The organism is Nocardioides humilatus (assembly GCF_008373755.1).
GTDB lineage: Bacteria > Actinomycetota > Actinomycetes > Propionibacteriales > Nocardioidaceae > Nocardioides > Nocardioides humilatus.
Window position 1 is genome coordinate 480794 of record NZ_VUJV01000001.1, and the last position, 18061, is coordinate 498854.

16 protein-coding genes are annotated in these 18061 nt (G+C 69.2%); 8 read left to right on the plus strand and 8 right to left on the minus strand.

All coding sequences use genetic code 11. From position 1 onward, the window contains the following. The first annotated feature begins 87 nt into the window (after positions 1-87). Positions 88-2097 carry a DUF5050 domain-containing protein gene (locus F0U44_RS02200; RefSeq protein WP_149726607.1) on the plus strand — a complete coding sequence of 670 codons (2010 nt, stop codon included), beginning with the start codon at positions 88-90 and terminating at the stop codon, positions 2095-2097. A gap of 4 nt (positions 2098-2101) precedes the next feature. Here the strand turns inward: F0U44_RS02200 and F0U44_RS02205 are convergent, their stop codons facing one another. Next, complete coding sequence (locus F0U44_RS02205; RefSeq protein WP_149726608.1) at positions 2102-2680, minus strand: hypothetical protein; 579 nt, start codon at positions 2678-2680, stop codon at positions 2102-2104. Positions 2681-2797: 117 nt separating this feature from the next. Here F0U44_RS02205 and F0U44_RS02210 point away from each other — a divergent pair, with 117 nt between their 5' ends. From F0U44_RS02210 to F0U44_RS02235, 6 genes are all read left to right on the plus strand, one after another. After that, on the plus strand, positions 2798-4801 hold the full coding sequence (locus F0U44_RS02210) for a DPP IV N-terminal domain-containing protein (protein ID WP_188113280.1): 2004 nt from the start codon (positions 2798-2800) through the stop codon (positions 4799-4801). Between the two features lie 85 nt (positions 4802-4886). Next, positions 4887-5876: a deoxyribose-phosphate aldolase gene (deoC, locus tag F0U44_RS02215; protein ID WP_149726610.1), complete on the plus strand. Its 990-nt coding sequence runs from the start codon at positions 4887-4889 to the stop codon at positions 5874-5876. Between the two features lie 5 nt (positions 5877-5881). Then, positions 5882-7315 carry an aldehyde dehydrogenase family protein gene (locus F0U44_RS02220; protein ID WP_149726611.1) on the plus strand — a complete coding sequence of 478 codons (1434 nt, stop codon included), beginning with the start codon at positions 5882-5884 and terminating at the stop codon, positions 7313-7315. Further along, on the plus strand, positions 7315-8184 hold the full coding sequence (locus F0U44_RS02225; protein WP_149726612.1) for an aldehyde dehydrogenase family protein: 870 nt from the start codon (positions 7315-7317) through the stop codon (positions 8182-8184). The genes F0U44_RS02220 and F0U44_RS02225 overlap by 1 nt, the downstream gene beginning before the upstream one ends. 14 nt (positions 8185-8198) lie before the next feature. Then, positions 8199-8825: an ATP-binding protein gene (locus F0U44_RS02230; protein WP_246160247.1), complete on the plus strand. Its 627-nt coding sequence runs from the start codon at positions 8199-8201 to the stop codon at positions 8823-8825. After that, positions 8809-9339 carry a hypothetical protein gene (locus tag F0U44_RS02235; RefSeq protein ID WP_149726613.1) on the plus strand — a complete coding sequence of 177 codons (531 nt, stop codon included), beginning with the start codon at positions 8809-8811 and terminating at the stop codon, positions 9337-9339. Before F0U44_RS02230 ends, F0U44_RS02235 begins: the two co-directional genes overlap by 17 nt. A gap of 3 nt (positions 9340-9342) precedes the next feature. Here the strand turns inward: F0U44_RS02235 and F0U44_RS02240 are convergent, their stop codons facing one another. Next, positions 9343-10422: an adenosine deaminase gene (locus F0U44_RS02240; protein ID WP_246160248.1), complete on the minus strand. Its 1080-nt coding sequence runs from the start codon at positions 10420-10422 to the stop codon at positions 9343-9345. Positions 10423-10469: 47 nt separating this feature from the next. Here F0U44_RS02240 and F0U44_RS02245 point away from each other — a divergent pair, with 47 nt between their 5' ends. After that, on the plus strand, positions 10470-10925 hold the full coding sequence (locus tag F0U44_RS02245; protein ID WP_149726614.1) for a MaoC family dehydratase: 456 nt from the start codon (positions 10470-10472) through the stop codon (positions 10923-10925). An 18-nt stretch (positions 10926-10943) separates the two neighbouring features. On the opposite strand, the gene F0U44_RS02250 is transcribed toward F0U44_RS02245, so the two are convergent. The 6 genes from F0U44_RS02250 to F0U44_RS02275 form a co-directional block, all read right to left on the minus strand. Beyond that, positions 10944-12230 (minus strand): thymidine phosphorylase, encoded by a 1287-nt coding sequence (locus tag F0U44_RS02250; RefSeq protein ID WP_149726615.1) that lies wholly within the window; start codon positions 12228-12230, stop codon positions 10944-10946. Then, a complete protein-coding gene (locus tag F0U44_RS02255) occupies positions 12227-12628 on the minus strand; it encodes a cytidine deaminase (protein WP_149726616.1) in 402 nt (133 codons plus the stop codon). The genes F0U44_RS02250 and F0U44_RS02255 overlap by 4 nt, the downstream gene beginning before the upstream one ends. Before the next feature lie 3 nt (positions 12629-12631). Then, positions 12632-13972, minus strand: a complete 1341-nt coding sequence (locus F0U44_RS02260; RefSeq protein WP_149726617.1) for an ABC transporter permease — start codon at positions 13970-13972, stop codon at positions 12632-12634. Continuing rightward, positions 13969-15180, minus strand: coding sequence for an ABC transporter permease (locus F0U44_RS02265; RefSeq protein WP_149726618.1), 1212 nt, complete (start codon positions 15178-15180; stop codon positions 13969-13971). The genes F0U44_RS02260 and F0U44_RS02265 overlap by 4 nt, the downstream gene beginning before the upstream one ends. Then, positions 15180-16691 carry an ABC transporter ATP-binding protein gene (locus tag F0U44_RS02270; protein WP_149726619.1) on the minus strand — a complete coding sequence of 504 codons (1512 nt, stop codon included), beginning with the start codon at positions 16689-16691 and terminating at the stop codon, positions 15180-15182. The genes F0U44_RS02265 and F0U44_RS02270 overlap by 1 nt, the downstream gene beginning before the upstream one ends. Before the next feature lie 107 nt (positions 16692-16798). After that, on the minus strand, positions 16799-17920 hold the full coding sequence (locus F0U44_RS02275; RefSeq protein ID WP_149726620.1) for a BMP family lipoprotein: 1122 nt from the start codon (positions 17918-17920) through the stop codon (positions 16799-16801). Positions 17921-18061: the final 141 nt, after the last annotated feature.

Here is an 18061-nt window from a genome sequence, read left to right on the forward strand (position 1 = left end):
CGGACCATGTCCCAGCACCAGGACATCTGAATAGCCTCGACAAGACCTGCTCGGGCGGGCGCCACCTTTGCTCCCCGGGAGGTCGCTATGCGCACCCAGACCACACCCGCCCGCGCAATGCTCGGTGCTGTCGCACTCGCCCTGACCGGTCTGGCCGCCGTCTCTCCACCGAGTCTCGCGGCACCGGCACGACCGCACCCGCCGTCGGCGGTCACTCCCGGCATGAACGGACAGATCGTGTTCGCCAGTGCCCGCGACGGTGACTTCGAGATCTACCGGATGAGTGCGGACGGCAGCGGACAGACCCGGCTCACCGCCGTGGCTGGCGACGACCTCGACCCCACCTATTCACCCGACGGCCGACAGATCCTTTTCACGAGCCAGCGCGACGGCAACCGGGAGATCTACCGGATGGATGCCGACGGCACCGACCAGACCCGGCTGACCGCGAGTCCCGCGGACGACCACAGCCCTGCGTGGTCACCGGATGGGATGTCGATCGTCTTCACGAGCCAGCGGGACGGCAACGCCGAGATCTACCGCATGGACGCCGACGGCACCGACCAGACCCGGCTCACCGACAACAGCGCGCTCGACTTCGATGCGACGTATTCCCCTGACGGACTCCTGATCGCCTTCGTCAGCTCCCGGGACGGCAACCAGGAGCTCTACCGGATGGGCACCGACGGCACGAGCCAGTCCCGCCTCACCTTCAACAATGCGGCCGACACCGCGCCGGCGTACTCCCCCAACGGAACGAGCATCGCCTTCGCCAGCAACCGGGACGGCAACGTCGAGATCTACCGGATCCTCGCCAACGGCATCGGCACGACCCGACTCACCAACAGCCCGAACCCCGACGACTTCCCGGCCTATTCACCGGACAGTCAGCAGATCGTGTTCGCCAGCGCGCGCGACGGGGGCTACGAGATCTACACGATGGACGACGAGGGCAGCGACCAGGTCCGGGTCACCATCAACGCCGCCATCGACTACGCCCCGTCCTGGGGTCCGGCCTACGCCGAGTGCCAGGGTCGGGTTGCGACGATCTCGGGAACGAACGCCGGCGACACCCTCGTCGGGACGCCGGGCGCCGATGTGATCACGGGGCTCGGCGGCAGCGACACCATCGACGGGCGCGGAGGCGCCGACATCATCTGCGGCGGGAGCGGTACCGACGTCGTCTCTTATGCCAACCACGACGGCGCGGTCATCGCCGACCTGACGGGCGGGACCGGGGACGACGGATCTGAGGAGGACGGCCCGCAAGGGGCGCGCGACAGCATCGCGAGCGACGTCGAGCAGCTCACCGGCGGCAACGGCGACGACACGCTCACCGGCAGCTCGATCGCCAACACGATCAGCGGCGGCCCGGGCGATGACCGGATCTCCGGAGGGGTCGGCAACGACACGCTCTCGGGCGCGACCGGGGACGACATCGTCCATGGCGACGACGGCAACGACACTCTCACCGGCTCGAGCGGGGATGACGACCTCAACGGCGGCGACGGCACCGACTCAGCGACCGCGGGCACCGGCGACGACACGTTGGCCGGCGGCGACGGGGCGGACTCCCTGAACGGTTCCAGTGGTGACGACGTCTTGAGCGGTGGGGACGCGGACGACACCCTTTCCGGCGGGACGGGTGACGACCTGCTCCGCGGACGCGAGGGGGACGACCTCCTCGACGGCGGGCCGGACGGGGACACCCTGGTGGGTGGCCCGGGGACCGACACGGTCACCTACGGCAACGCAGATGTCGGCGGCGTCGTCGCCTCGATCGGCGCCGGCACCGGTGACGACGGAAACGTCATCGACGGTCCTGCCGGTCTGCGCGACACCATCCACGCCACCGTCGAGAACCTGATCGGAAGCAGCGGCAAGGACACGCTGACCGGCAACGGGCTCGACAACATCCTCAACGGCGGGTCGGGCGCCGACAGCCTCTACGGGCTCGGCGGCGCCGACCTGCTGCAGGCCGCCGACGGCATCAAGGACACCAAGCTCGACTGCGGCGGCGACCTCGACTACCCAGCACAGAGGGACGCCATCGACCCGAGCGCGGCCAGCTGCACGGGCATCGAAGGGACGCCGTAGTCGGTCAGACGGCCAGCGTCACGACGAGCGCCACGACGAGCACACCCAGCACCGCGAGCTCGACCCGCGCCGGCTCCCGTCGTACGTCGGCAGCCAGTGCGTCCTGCTCGTCGGATCGATCCTCGATCCCCTGGCGGGCCCGAGCGTCGTTGGCGCGTTGCCGGATCCGGCTCTCGATGAGGCCGCCGTAGGAGCGCTGCGGGCTGGCCTCGCCGACGGCGTCGTCACGCCTGGCGGCGCTCCGGCCGCGACCGATGCCGGAGTTGGTGTAGCGCCGTCCACTGACCAGGACCGCGAGGAACTGCCCGATCGCGACCTCCTGGATCGCAGCGAGCGGGAGGGTGACCGTCGTGAGCGGGTTGCGCAGGACGAGCTCCTCCCCGCGGATCCCGACGGCCGGGCGCAGCATCACTACCCAGTCGACGAGCGCGATCAGGCCGAGGACCACGTAGGCGGCCGGGTGGTAGTCGCCGCCCCAGCCCGTCACACCGGCGAGGAGGAAGAAGGCCACGACGACCAGCCCGACGATGCCCATGACGCGTCCGCCCCAGGTCGTGAACCACTCGGTCTGCTCCTCGGCCATCCGGCAACCCTATGACGGGGCATGGTCATTACTGGCCATGTCCCCGGTGGCCCGCCGCGGATACCGTCGAAAGGCCTCCTCGGGTGGGTATCCCACCCGCGCTCCCCGGAGGTTTCCATGCGCACGTTCGCTCTGCTCGCGAGCAGCATCCTCGTTGGCGGCTTCGTCAGCACCGCTGGTCCGCTGGACCAAGCCGCGGCCCACCCGGCCACCCTCGACACCACCGCCCCGTCGATCAATCCGGGCGTGAACGGACAGATCGCCTTCACCAGCGACCGGGACGGCAACCGGGAGATCTATCGGATGAGCGGCACTGGGACCGGACAGACCCGGCTCACGTCGAACTCGGCAGCAGACGAGGACCCGTCGTTCTCGCCTGACGGTCGCTACATCGTCTTCGCCAGCAGCCGAGCGGTCGTCCAGCACGAGATCTACGTGATGAATGCCGACGGCACGAACCAGACGCGACTCACCACGAACGACAACTACGACCTGGAACCGTCGTTCTCCCCCGACGGTCAGCACATCATCTTCACCAGCGGACCCGGCGGGGGCGCGGGCGAGATCTACCGGATGAACACCGACGGCAGCGACCTGGTCCGCCTCACCGACAACGGCGGCTACGAGGCCCACCCCGTCTACTCCCCCGACGGAGAGTCCATCGCCTTCGCCAGCCGTCCCGATCTCAGCAGCGACTGGGAGATCCACGAGATGAACGCCGACGGCTCCGGGGTCGTTGCGTTGACCAGCAACACCATCGACGACGAAGGACCGTCCTACTCCCCTGACGGCGACGAGATCACGTTCAGCAGCATCATCGCCGGCAACTACGAGATCTACCGGATGAACGTGGACGGTTCGAGCCCGCTCCGCATCACCATCCAGAGCAGCGTCGACATCCAACCGACCTACTCACCCGAGGGCGACAAGATCGCCTACACCAGCACCCAGGACGGCGACTACGAGATCTACCGGATGAATCCCCTCGGCGCGGGGCTCTCCCAACTGACGGTCAACGGCGCGCTCGACTTCGACCCGGCCTGGGGACCGGCCTACAGCGAGTGCCAGGGCCGGGCCGCCACGATCACCGGCACCAACGGCAACGACGTGCTCACCGGCACGTCGGGACCGGACGTGATCGCCGGGCTCGGAGGGCACGACATCATCTCCGGCCTCGATGGGGCCGACACGATCTGCGGCGGCAGCGGTATCGACACCGTCACCTACGCCGACCACGAGGCTGCCCTCGAGGTCGACCTGACCGGGGGCGCGGGCGACGACGGCTCCGACGAGGACGGCCCGCTCGGCGCTCGCGACAGCATCGGCACGGACGTCGAGTACCTCACGGGCGGGTTCGGCGACGACCACCTGGTCGGGAGCTCGGCCGACAACAAGCTCATCGGCGGACCGGGTTCCGACTCCATCGAGGGCGGTTACGGAAGCGACGAGCTGCGCGGCAGCAGCGGCGAGGACACCCTCAGCGGGGGCGACGGCGACGACTACCTCCTCGGCGAAGGCAGCGACGACCGTCTCGACGGCGGCGAAGGCAGCGACTTCCTCGTCGGCGGCCGTAGCGACGACCTGTTGGTCGGCGGCGAGGACAGCGACAGCCTCACCGCAGGCGAGGGCGACGACCTGCTCCGCGGCGGGGACGGTGACGACAACGTGACCGGCGGCGAGGGTGACGACCAGCTCGCCGGGGGCGCTGGCGACGACAACCTTGACGGCGGCGACCACAGCGACCTGTTCAACGGAGGAACCGGGACCGACACCGTCCTCTACGTGTCGCGCTCGACCGCGGTCGTGGCCTCGATCGGCACGGGCGCCGGCGACGACGGCGGCAAGGCCGACGGTGTGACCGGCGAACGCGACACGATCCGGGGCAACGTGGAGAACCTGATCGGTGGCGCCGGGTCCGACACGCTGACCGGCAACGGCGGCGACAACCTCATCATCGGCGGGGACGGCATCGACTCGATGTACGGCCTCGCCGGCACCGACCGCCTCGACGCCGAAGACGGCGCCAAGGACAAGAAGATCGACTGCGGCGGCGACCTCGACTACGTCGCGATCCGGGATGTCATCGACCCCAACGGATCGAGCTGCAGCGGCGCGGTCTGAGTCGGGACACCAGCCTCGCGACGGCCCCGCCGGATCGTTATTCGAGAGTTCTTGTCTGACAACTCCACAACTCTATGCTGGGTCAATGCCACCCACTGTCTCCACGGACCAGGGGTCGTCACCGGGGCTCGCGGCCTATGCCGACGTCACCGCCAGCGAGACCTCGCTGCGACGCTTCCTCCACGGCCTTCCCGGCGTCGACCAGGTCGGCGCAGAGGCGCGCGCCGCGCAGCTCGGCACCCGCTCGATCAAGACCACGGCGAAGGCGCACGCGCTCGACCTGGCGATCACGATGGTCGACCTGACCACGCTCGAGGGACAGGACACCCCCGGCAAGGTCCGGGCCCTCGCCAACAAGGCGCTGCGGCCCGACCCCGCCGACCCGACCTGTCCGTCGGTCGCGGCGGTCTGCGTCTACGGCGACATGGTGGCCGACGTGAAGGCCGTCGTCGGCGACAACGTCAACGTGGCTGCGGTGGCGACCGCGTTCCCGAGCGGGCGCGCGTCGATGGAGATCAAGCTGGCCGACACCCGCGACGCGGTCGCGGCGGGTGCCGACGAGATCGACATGGTGATCGACCGCGGAGCGTTCCTCGCGGGCCACTACCTCCAGGTCTTCGAGGAGATCGTGGCGGTCCGCGAGGCCTGCCAGCGTGCCGACGGCACCCATGCCCACCTCAAGGTGATCATGGAGACCGGCGAGCTCCAGACCTACGACAACGTACGTCGCGCCTCGTGGCTCTCCATGCTCGCCGGCGGCGACTTCATCAAGACTTCCACGGGCAAGGTGCAGCCGGCGGCGACGCTGCCCGTCACCTTGGTGATGCTCGAGGCCGTCCGCGACTTCCGCGAGGCCACCGGCGTCCAGATCGGCGTCAAGCCCGCCGGCGGCATCCGCACCTCCAAGGACGCCATCAAGTACCTCGTGATGGTCAACGAGGTGGCCGGACCTGACTGGCTGACCCCGGACTGGTTCCGGTTCGGCGCCTCGACGTTGCTCAACGAGCTGCTGATGCAGCGCACCAAGCTCACCACCGGCCGCTACAGCGGTCCCGACTACTTCACCTTGGACTGATCACCATGGCGTTCGAGTACGCACCGGCTCCTGAGTCCCGGAGCATCGTCGACATCAAGCCGTCCTACGGCCTCTTCATCGACGGCGAGTTCGTCGATGGCCACGGATCGGCGTTCAAGTCGATCAACCCGGCCACCGAGGAGACCCTCGCCGAGATCGCCGAGGCCGACGCGGCCGACGTCGACAAGGCGGTCAAGGCCGCCCGTCGCGCCTTCCGCACGTGGTCGCGGATGCCCGGCAAGGAACGGTCGAAGTACCTCTACCGGATCGCCCGGATCATCCAGGAGCGCAGCCGCGAGCTCGCCGTCCTGGAGTCGATCGACAACGGCAAGCCGATCAAGGAGAGCCGCGACGTCGACGTACCGATCGTCGCCGCTCACTTCTTCTACTACGCCGGCTGGGCCGACAAGTTGGAATACGCCGGCCTCGGGGCCAACCCGCAGCCGCTCGGCGTCGCCGGCCAGGTCATCCCCTGGAACTTCCCGCTGCTCATGCTCGCGTGGAAGGTCGCCCCCGCCCTCGCCTGCGGCAACACCGTCGTGCTCAAGCCCGCCGAGACCACGCCGCTGACCGCGCTGCTCTTCGCCGAGATCTGCCAGCAGGCCGACCTCCCGGCGGGCGTCGTCAACATCGTCACCGGCGCCGGTGACACCGGCCAGGCGGTCGTGTCCCACCCCGACGTCGACAAGGTCGCCTTCACCGGCTCGACCGGGGTCGGCAAGGCGATCGCGCGTGCCATCGCCGGCTCCGACAAGAAGGCGACCCTCGAGCTCGGCGGCAAGGCCGCCAACATCGTCTTCGACGACGCGGCCATCGACCAGGCGGTCGAGGGCATCGTCGGCGGGATCTTCTTCAACCAGGGCCACGTCTGCTGTGCCGGCTCGCGCCTCCTGGTGCAGGAGTCGGTCGCCGACGAGGTCATGGCCAAGCTCAAGCGCCGCATGGGCACGCTGCGCGTGGGCGACCCGCTCGACAAGAACACCGACATCGGCGCCATCAACTCCGCCGAGCAGCTGGCCCGCATCCGGGCCCTCGCCGAGATCGGCGAGGACGAGGGCGCCGAGCGCTGGGCTCCCCCGTGCGAGCTGCCGAGCGCGGGCTTCTGGTTCCCGCCGACCGTCTTCACCGGCGTCTCCCAGGCCCACCGGATCGCGCGCGACGAGGTCTTCGGACCGGTGCTGTCGGTGCTGACCTTCCGGACCCCGTCCGAGGCGATCGAGAAGGCCAACAACACGCCGTACGGCCTTTCTGCCGGCGTGTGGACCGAGAAGGGTTCCCGGATCCTCCACATGGCCAACGAGCTCCGTGCCGGCGTCGTGTGGGCCAACACGTTCAACAAGTTCGACCCGGCCAGCCCGTTCGGCGGCTACAAGGAGTCCGGCTACGGACGCGAGGGCGGCCGTCAGGGCCTCTCCGCCTACCTCAAGGCTGGTGCGTGATGGCTCGGATCGACGTGCGCAAGACCTACAAGCTCTACATCGGCGGGGCGTTCCCGCGCTCGGAGTCGGGGCACTCCTACGAGGTCCAGGACAGCAAGGGGAAGTTCGTGGCCAACGCCGCGCTGGCGTCGCGCAAGGACGTGCGTGACGCGGTCGTCGCCGCTCGCAAGGCGTTCCCCGGCTGGTCGAGCCGCACGGCTTACAACCGGGCCCAGATCCTCTACCGGATCGCCGAGGTCATGGAGGACCGCCGGGCGCAGTTCGTGCAGGCCGTCCAGCAGTCCGAGGGCGGCACCGCTGCCGCCGCGGGCCGCCAGGTCGACGAGGCGATCGACCGCCTGGTCTGGTACGCCGGCTGGGCCGACAAGCTCGCCCAGGTCGTCGGCAACGCCAACCCGGTCGCGGGTCCGTTCTTCAACCACTCGGCACCCGAGCCGACCGGCGTCGTCGGCGTGCTCGCGCCGCAGTCGTCGTCGCTCCTCGGCCTGGTCTCCGTCGTCGCACCGGTGATCGTGACCGGCAACACCGCGGTGGTCGTGTCGTCGTACTCCCGGCCGCTGCCGGCCGTCACGTTCTCCGAGGTCATGGCAACCTCCGACGTGCCTGGTGGCGTCGTCAACGTGCTGACCGGTGACGCTGCCCCTCTCGGCCCCTGGCTCGCCGCCCACATGGACGTCAACGCGATCGACCTCTGTGGGGTCGCCGGTGACGACGAGCTGTCCACCGCCCTCGAGGTCGCCGCCGCTGACAACCTCAAGCGCGTACGACGTGCGCCTGCCGCTGAGCCCGACTGGAGTGCCGACCCGGCCCTGTCCACCATGACGGACTTCGTCGAGACCAAGACGGTCTGGCACCCGATCGGCGTCTAGTGGCGAAGGTGATCGTGCTTGCCGGTCCCTCCGGGGCCGGCAAGTCGCGACTCGCGCAGCGGCTCGAGGACCGGTTCGGGTGGCCGACCCTACGGCTCGACGACTTCTACCGCGACGGTGACGAGCCGGGCCTCCCGCTGATCCACGAGGGCGCCAACGCGGGCCTGGTCGACTGGGACCACCCCGGCACGTGGCACTGCGAGGACGCCGAGGCGGCATTGCTCGAGCTGTGCCGTACCGGAGCGACCGACGTGCCCGTCTACTCGATCTCCGAGAGCCGCCGCACCGGTGCGCAGCGTCTCGACATCGGCGATGCCGCGGTGTTCTGCGCCGAGGGGATCTTCGCCCCCGACGTGGTGCGCGCCTGCCGTGAAGCGGGCGTCCTGGAGGCGGCCTACTGCGTGACCCAGCACCGCGCCGTGACCTTCTGGCGCCGGCTCAGCCGTGACCTGCGCGAGCACCGCAAGCCGCCGCTGGTGCTGATGCGACGAGGGCTGGCGCTGGCGCGCGCGCAGCGCGACGTCGTACGACGTGCGGTCGATGCCGGGTGCCGGGTCGCGACCGGCGACAAGGCCTTCACCGAGATCGTCGCCGCCCACGCCGGCGACCGACAGCCGGGCAAACGTGGACTGGCCCACTGACGTCCTTCCCGGGGCCCTCCAGCAGCCCGACAGCGTCTCCTGCGGCCCGACCAGCGTCGTGGCCGCCCGGATGCTCCTGGAGCCCTCCTGGCGCCCTCCGGACGTCCCTGCGGAGATCGCTCGCACCCACCAGCGGCTGACGTCGACCCACAGCGCTCGCGACCGCTTCCAGATGCCGTGGCCGCGCCGACTCGGCACCCCGCCCTGGGCCGTCGCCAACGCCTTCACGTCGCTCATCGGTGCCGAGCGCATCGCAGCCGTCAACGTGCGGCCGCGCCCAGAGGTCGGCTTCGACGTGCTGGTCGAGCAGGTCCGCAGGCGGCCCGTCGCCGTCTACCTCGGCAACCGCTGGCTCCCCCGCCACGTGGTCCTCGCCTTCGAGGAGGTCCACCACGAGGACGCCGTACGACTCTTCGACCCGGCGCGAGGCGAGCTCGTCACCGTCCCCCGGGACAGGTGGACGCAGCACCGGGTCGGCGTGGCCGGCTGGTCGTACTTCTGGTTCGTCGTCTGAACCTCAGCGGTGGTCGGCGTACCAGGGCTTGATGACGTCCATGATCAGCCGGTAGCGCTCGTCGTAGGGCAAGAAGGCAGACTTCATCGCGTTGACGCTGAGCCACTCCACCTTGTCGAGGCCCCACCCGAACGCCTCGCACAGGAGCTGGTGCTCCTTGGTCATCGACGTGCCGCTCATCAGCCGGTTGTCGGTGTTGACGGTGACCCGGAAGCGCAGGTCGGCGAGCAGCCCGATCGGGTGCTCACCGATCGAGGCGGCCGCACCCGTCTGCAGGTTGGAGGACGGGCACATCTCGAGCGGGATCCGCTTGTCGCGGACGTAGGACGCCAACCGCCCCAATTTGGCAGTTCCGTCGTCGGCAACGGCGATGTCGTCGATGATCCGCACGCCATGGCCGAGCCGGTCGGCGCCGCACCACTGGACCGCCTCCCAGATCGACGGCAGCCCGAATGCCTCACCGGCGTGACAGGTCGCATGCCCGTTCTCCTGGCGGACGTAGTCGAACGCGTCGAGGAAGCGGGTCGGCGGGAACCCGGCTTCAGGCCCCGCGATGTCGAAGCCCGCGACCCCGTTGTCGCGATAGCGCACCGCGAGCTCGGCGATCTCCAGTGACGGCGCCGCCTGCCGCATCGCCGTCAGCAGCTGGCGTACGACGATCCTGCCGCCGCTCGCCTCCACCCCCTGCGCGAAGCCCTCGGCCACGGCTCCGATGACCTGCTCGAGGGCAAGGCCGCGCTGGACGTGCAGCTCGGGCGCGTAGCGGATCTCGGCATAGACGACGCCGTCGGCAGCCAGGTCCTCGACGCACTCGCGCGCCACCCGCGCGAGGGCCGACTCGCTCTGCATGACGCCCACGGTGTGCTCGAAGGTCTCGAGGTAGCGCACCAACGATCCCGAGTCGGCAGACTCCGCGAACCAGGCGCCGAGCTCGACGGCGTCGTTGGCCGGGAGCTCGTGACCGGCCTCGGCGGCCAGCTCGATGATCGTCGCGGGCCGCAATCCGCCGTCGAGGTGATCATGGAGGAGGACCTTGGGTGCGGACCTCAGCTCGTCGATCGTCGGCATACCTGTAGGTTCCATGCCGACATTCTTCCTACGAGGTCAACCATGGCAAGAAGGAGACGGTGATGCGGGTCTTCAGCACGTTCGAGGAGCTCGAGGCCGCTGCCGGCGAGCAGGTCGGCACCAGCGACTGGGTCACGATCGACCAGCGCCGCGTCAACCAGTTCGCCGATGCCACGGGCGACCACCAGTGGATCCACGTCGACGTCGAGCGCGCGAAGGACGGCCCCTTCGGCGGCACCATCGCCCACGGCTACCTGACCCTCGCGCTGGTGCCGTGGATGGGCAGCCAGGTCTTCAAGCTGGCCACTCCGGGCGCCAAGCTCAACTACGGCGTCAACAAGGTCCGCTTCCCCGCCCCGCTGCTCGTGGGCTCCCGGATCCGCGTCCACGTGACCATCCAGAGCGTCGCCGACGTGCCGGCCGGCAAGCAGCTGACCGTCAGCCACACGATCGAGATCGAGGGCCAGGACCGGCCGGCGTGCGTCGCCGAGACCGTCGTCCTGCTCCTCCCCAGCTGATCCTCGAACGACCCGGGGTCAGTCGACCCGGTCGATGACGATCGGCCGGGCGTCGTAGGCCGTCCCGGGCTCGTCGATCCAGTAGCCGCCGTCGAGGGCGGCCAGCGCCCGGTCGAACCGCTCGGGCGTGTCCGTATGGAGCGTGAAGAGCGCCTGTCCGGCGGTGACCGAGTCGCCGGGGCGGGCGTGCCAGACGATGCCGGCACCGGCCTGCACCGGGTCCTCCTTGCGCTCCCGACCGGCGCCGAGCCGCCACGCGGCCACGCCGACGGCGAGTGCGTCGAGGCGGGTCAGGACGCCGTCGGCCTCGGCGGTCACGACGTGCGACTCCTTCGCCACCGGAAGCGTCGCGTCGGGGTCGCCGCCCTGTGCCCGGATCATCGCCTTCCACGCGTCCATGGCGGATCCGTCGGCGAGCCGGTCGGCCGGGTCGACGTCGGTGACACCGGCGCAGGCGAGCATCTCGCGTGCCAGGGCCAAGGTCAGCTCGACGACGTCGGCCGGGCCGCCGCCGGCGAGCACCTCGACGGACTCGGTGACCTCGATGGCGTTGCCGGCGGTGTAGCCGAGCGGCACGTCCATGTCGGTCAGCAGCGCGACGGTCTTCACCCCCGCATCGGTGCCGAGCGCGACCATCACCTCGGCCAACTCACGCGCCCGGTCCACGTCCTTCATGAACGCCCCGGAGCCCACCTTCACGTCGAGCACCAGCGCGCCGGTGCCCTCCGCGATCTTCTTGCTCATGATCGAGGAGGCGATCAGCGGGATCGCCTCGACGGTGCCGGTCACGTCGCGCAGCGCGTAGAGCTTGCGGTCGGCCGGCGCCAGGCCGTCACCGGCTGCGCAGATGACCGCGCCGACCGACTCGAGCTGCGCCATCATCTCGTCGTTGGAGAGCGCGGCGCGCCACCCGGGGATCGACTCGAGCTTGTCGAGCGTGCCACCGGTGTGGCCGAGCCCGCGCCCTGAAAGCTGGGGTACGGCGACGCCGCACGCCGCCACCAGCGGAGCCAGAGGCAGGGTGATCTTGTCGCCGACCCCCCCGGTCGAGTGCTTGTCGGCGGTCGGCCGCGAGAGGGCGGAGAAGTCCATCCGCTCCCCCGACGCGATCATCGCGGCGGTCCAGTCGGCGATCTCGCGGCGGTCCATGCCGTTGAGGAGGATCGCCATGGCCAGCGCCGACATCTGCTCGTCGGCCACCACCCCGTGGGTGTAGGCGTCGAGGACCCAGTCGATCTGGCTCTTGCTCAGCGTGCCCCGGTCGCGCTTGGTCGAGATCACCTCGACCGCGTCGTGCCCCGTCACTTCTCCTCCACCTCAGCCAGGTCCTCGGGTCCGAAGGCCAGCGGCAGCACCTCGGCCATGGTCATCACACCTTCGGGCGTCATCAGCTCGAGCGTCGCGCCACCGGCCTCGTAGAGGATCTGCCGGCAGCGTCCGCACGGCATGATCACCTCGCCCGACCCGTTGACGCACACCACGTGCATCAACCGACCACCACCGGTGGCGTGGAGCGAGGACACGAGTCCGCACTCGGCGCAGAGGGTGACGCCGTAGCCGGCGTTCTCGACGTTGCAGCCCACCAGCAGGCGACCGTCGTCGGCGAGCCCCGCGGCACCCACGTGGAAGCGCGAGTACGGCGCGTACGCGCGCGCGGAGACCTCGGTCGCCGCAACCCGCAGCGCCTCCCAATCGACAGCCACCGGTCAGTCGCTCTTGATGTAGGGCTGGCCGTCGGCCGCCGGGGGTCGCACGCGGCCGATGAACCCGGCGACGGCGATGATCGTCGCGAGGTAGGGCAACGCGGACAGCAGGTCGCCGGGGACCTTGTCGCCGAGGATGCCGAGCTGGTCCTTGAGGTTCTGCAAGAACCCGAAGAGCAGCGCCGCGAAGGCGGCGCCGACCGGGTGCCAGCGGCCCATGATCACGGCTGCGAGCGCGATGAACCCGAAGCCTGCGGTCATCTCCTTGTCGAAGGCACCCGTGTTGAGGGTGAACGACGCCCCGCCGAGGCCGGCGAACACACCACCGAGAAGGACGGCCTGCCACCGCGTGCGGTTGACGTTGATGCCGACCGTGTCGGCGGCCTTCGGGTGCTCACCCACGGACCGGACGCGCAGTCCCCAGCGGGTCTGGAACAGCAGGACCCACACGAGCGGCACCGACAGGTACATCACGTAGACGAGCAGGTTCTGGCCGAAGAGCGGCTCTCCGATGTAGGGGATCTTGTGCAGGACCGGGATCTCGACCGTCTCGAGCAGCTGCGGGTTGTTGAGCGTCGCCTTCTGGTCCGACGGGATCTGACCGAGCAGGAAGCTCGTGATGCCGTAGCCGAACGCGACCAGCACGACACCGACGACGACCTGGTCGACGTGGTAGCGCAGCGCGAAGAAGGCGAGCAGCGCTGCAACGCCGACGCCGGCGAGGATGCCGCCGAGCATGCCGAAGACCGGGCACCAGAAGATCGGGATCGCCGCGATGTTGGCGACCGCAAAGCTCGAGAAGACCGAGCCGAAGAACGCGCCCGCGATGAACTGGCCCTCGATCGCGATGTTGACGACGCCGGCGCGCTCGCAGAGCACCCCGGCAAGGGCACCGAAGACGATCGCCGTGGCGATCCGGATCGTGCCGGGAATCGGGCTGGTGATGGCCGGGGCGAAGGCGCCGGACGGATCGGCGTAGGCCCACATGAGGAAGGCGCCGTAGAAGCCCAGCCCGACGAGCACGCTGAGCACTACTCCCCCGACGCGGCGGGGATAACGGTTGAGGGCCGCGAGCAGCAGCGCCACGACGGTGATGGCCACGGCGGTCCACGAGATCGGGGTGCCGCTGAACTCGACGGGCTGGTTCTCGAGCGTCCGCGGGCCCTTGAAGAGGTGGCTGACCTGGGGGTCGTCGATCTTGAGCTTGAACCAGATCTCGGCGAGCAGCACGATGCCGAGGACCATGAGCAGCTTGACCTGACGTCGTACGTCGGCCCGGTCCCGGACCTGGGGCTCGGACGGCTCGGGTGCCGTGGCGGCAGGAGGCGTGAGTACGTCGGTCATGCCACTGCTCCCTCGGTCTCGACGGATGACTTCTTGGTGCGGCGTCTCTTGATCCGGCCGAAGTTGCGCACGAGCGCCGGCGCAGCGACGAACAGGACGATCAGCGCCTGGATCACCTGGATGAGCTCGGGCGGCACGCCGGCGGAGGCCTGCATGCCGAGACCGCCAGCCGACAGGGCTCCGAAGAGCAGGCCGGCGAGGACGGTACCGAGCGGGGTCGCGCGTCCGAGGAGCGCCACCGTGATCGCGTCGAAGCCCACCGAGCCGACGACCTGGTCGGTGACAGACTGGTGGAGGCCGAGCACGGTCATGCAGGCCGCCAGGCCCGAGAGCAGACCGGCGATGGCCATCACCATGATGTAGACCTTCGTCGTGCTCATGCCCGCTGTGCGCGACGCGTCGGGGTTGGCCCCGACGGCGCGCAGCTCGAAGCCGAGCTTGCTCCGGTCGAGGATCCACCAGACCGCACCCGCCGCAACGACGGCCAGCGGGATGCCGAGGTGGAGCCCGCCGACGGTCGGGAAGGTCGCGCTGTCCATCGGCGGCGGCGTGATCAGGTTGTCGCTGTTGTGCTTCTGGAAGGCCTCCTTCGCGAGGAAGTAGAGGACCACGAAGCGCGCGACGTTGTTGAGCATGATCGTGGTGATCACCTCGTGCGCGCCCGAGGTCGCCTTCAGCCAGCCCACGAGCCCGCCCCAGAAGGCGCCTGCGGCCAGACCCGCGGCGATCGCGGCGACCAGGTGGATGCCGGCCGGCAGGTCGTAGGTGAAGCCGACGTAGCCGGCGGCCAGCGCGCCCACGAGCGCCTGGCCCTGCGCGCCGATGTTGAACAGGCCGGCACGGAAGGCGATCGCGACGCCGAGGCCCGCGCAGATCAGCGGCGCCGACCGCTCGAGCGTGCGCTGGAGGGCCGGCCCGGAACCGACCGCCCCGCGCACGAGTGCCGAGTAGGCGTCCCAGACGGCCTCGGCGGAGTATTTCACGATGTCGCCGGCGTAGATGAGGAAGGAGCCCGGGTAGGCGATGAGGTCCTTGAACGCGTCGATCACCTGCTCGTCGGACACGATCACGAGGAACGCGCCGACCGTCAGCGCCAGCGCAATCGCGAGCAGGGTGTCGCGCACGGTCGGCAGCCACGAGCTGACGTCGCGCTTGGCGGCCGGCTCGGTGTCGGGGACGATCGCCTCGGGCGTCGGGGACATGGCCATCAGGCACTCACCTCCGGAGTGGCGCCCGCCATCAGCAGACCGAGCTGTTCGCGCGGCGTGTCCGGCGAGACGGTGGCGACGATGCGGCCGTCGTACATCACGGCGATCCGGTCGGACAGGGCGTAGATCTCGTCGAGCTCGGTCGAGACGATGAGGACGGCGGTGCCCTGGTCGCGCTCGCGGATGATCCGTTTGTGGATGAACTCGATCGAACCGACGTCGACACCGCGGGTCGGCTGGGAGGCGATGAGCACCTTGAGCGGCCGGGAGAACTCCCGCGCGATGACGACCTTCTGCTGGTTGCCGCCCGAGAGCGACGCGACCGGGGTCTCGGGCGTCTCGGTGCGGATGTCGAACTCCTCGATGCGGTGCTTGGCGTTGGCCGTGATCGCGTCGAGCTTGAGCGCGGGGCCTGCCGAGAACTCCTTGGTGCGGTAGAGGTCGAGGACCAGGTTCTCGCGCACGCTGAAGGATCCGACGTAGCCGTCGTGGGAGCGGTCCTCGGGCACGTAGCCGATGCCTTCGGCGAGGCTCTGGCGCGGGCCGTGCCTGCTGATGTCCTTGCCCTCGAGCTCGATCTTGCCGGCGTCGGGCTTCACCAGCCCGAGCAGCGACTTGATGAGCTCGGTCTGACCGTTGCCCTGGACCCCGGCGATGCCGAGGACCTCGCCGCCGCGCACTTCGAAGGACACGTCCTTGACGACCAGGTGGCCTCGGGGGTCGACGACGGTGATGTTGGAGGCGCGGAGCACCGCGTCGCCGCCGATCTTGTTCTCCTTGCTGACGGCCAGCTCCACCGAGCGACCCACCATCATCTCGGCCAGCTCGGCCTCCGACGCGGTCGGCGGTGCGGTGCCCACGACCTTGCCGCGTCGGATGACGGTGATCTTGTCGCCGACCGCCTTCACCTCGCGCAGCTTGTGGGTGATGAAGATGATCGAGGTGCCCTGGGCCTTGAGCTCACGCATGATGCCCATCAGCTCGTCGATCTCCTGCGGCGTGAGCACCGCGGTCGGTTCGTCGAGGATGAGGATCTTGGCGTTGCCCGCCAGAGCCTTGATGATCTCCACGCGCTGCTGGACACCCACGGGGATGTCCTCGATGAGGGCGTCGGGGTCGACGTGGAGCTGGTAGCGCTCCGAGAGCTCGCGCACCTGCTTGCGCGCGGCCTCCCGGTTGAGGATGCCGGCGCCGCGCGTCTTCTCGTGGCCGAGCATGACGTTCTCGGCCACGGTGAAGACGGGCACCAGCATGAAGTGCTGGTGGACCATCCCGATCCCGGCCGCGAGAGCGTCGCCGGGACCCTGGAAGTCGGTGGGGGCACCGTCGAGGAGGATCTCGCCCTCGGTCGGCGTGAGCAGGCCGTAGAGCATGTTCATCAGGGTCGACTTGCCGGCCCCGTTCTCGCCGAGGAGGCAGTGGATCTCACCCGGTTCGATGACCAGGTCGATCTGGTCGTTGGCCGTGAAGCTGCCGAACCGCTTGGTCAGGCCCTTGATCTCAAGTCTCATCGCTCGCCGTGCCCTCCTCGCCGTACTTCCCCGTTGAAGTGCGCGACAGGCCGGGGCGGTCGTGCGACCACCCCGACCTGTCGTCTCACCAGATCAGATTCAACCGATCAGGGCGCGCCAACCTCGATGGTGCCATCGATGATCTGCTGCTTGAGGTCATCGATGGTGGCCGAGAGGTCGTCGTCGATGTCCGCGTTGGGGCCGAACGGCGCCAGGTCGACGCCGCCGTTCTCCAGCGTGCCCGAGTAGGGCTCGTTGCTGAACGTGCCGGCGGCAGCGTCGGCGATGCCCTGCTCGACGGCGACGTCCATGCCCTTCATGACCGAGGTCAGGAGGATGTCGCAGTACTCAGAGGCGGACACACAACCGTCGGTGTCGACCCAGATGCCCCAGGCGCCGTTGTCCTTGGCGGCCTGGAGACCACCGAGACCCGCGGGACCGGCGACCGGGAAGATGATGTCGGCACCCTGGCTGATGAGCTCCTCGGCGACGTTCTGGCCCTTGGTGGTGGACTCGAAGTCCTCAGTGAAGGAGCCGTCCTTCTTCTCACGGTCCCAACCGAGGACCGCGACGTCGGTGCCGTTCTCCTCGTTGTAGTAGTCGACGCCCTGGGCGAAGCCGTCCATGAAGATGGTCACCGTCGGGATGTTGAGACCACCGAAGGTGCCGACGACGCCGGACTGGGTCTTGGCGGCGGCGAGGTAGCCGGCGAGGAACGACGGCTGGCCGGTGTTGAAGGTCAGGCCCTTCAGGTTGGCCGGGGCGGTGTTGTTGCCCTTGTCGTCGAAGTAGGCGAAGTCGACGATCGAGTAGTCGATGTCGGGGTTCTCCGTCGCCGAGGCGATGGTGTCGTCCGCGAGCAGGAAGCCGACCGTGGTGATCGAGTTGCAGCCCTCGTCGACCATGCTCTGGATGTTGTCGGCGAACTGCGACGGGTCGTTGGACTCGACCTCGGCGGACTGGACGCCGTAGTCGGCCACCGCGTTGGTCAGACCGTCGTGGGACGTCTGGTTGAAGGACTTGTCGTCGAAGCCGCCGGAGTCGGAGACCATGCAAGCCTTGAAGTCGGGGTACTGGTCGAGCGCGTCGGTCGGGCTGCTGGACACGTCAGTCGGAGCGGAGCTGCTCTTCGTGTCGTCGCCCTTCTTGTCGTCCTCGCGGTCACCACAAGCGGTCAGGGCGAGCGCCGCGATGACACCCACCGCCGCGATTCGAGCCGTCTTCTTCACGGCGTCCTCCTGGATTCGAGCTGTACACGCCCCCCGGCGGGGCATTCCGCAGCACCCTAACGGCGAGTTTCGGCGGAAGGGGCGGTTGCAATCGAATTTTCTTAAGTGTTATCGAGTTGAGTCACTTCGCACCGCGGTGAC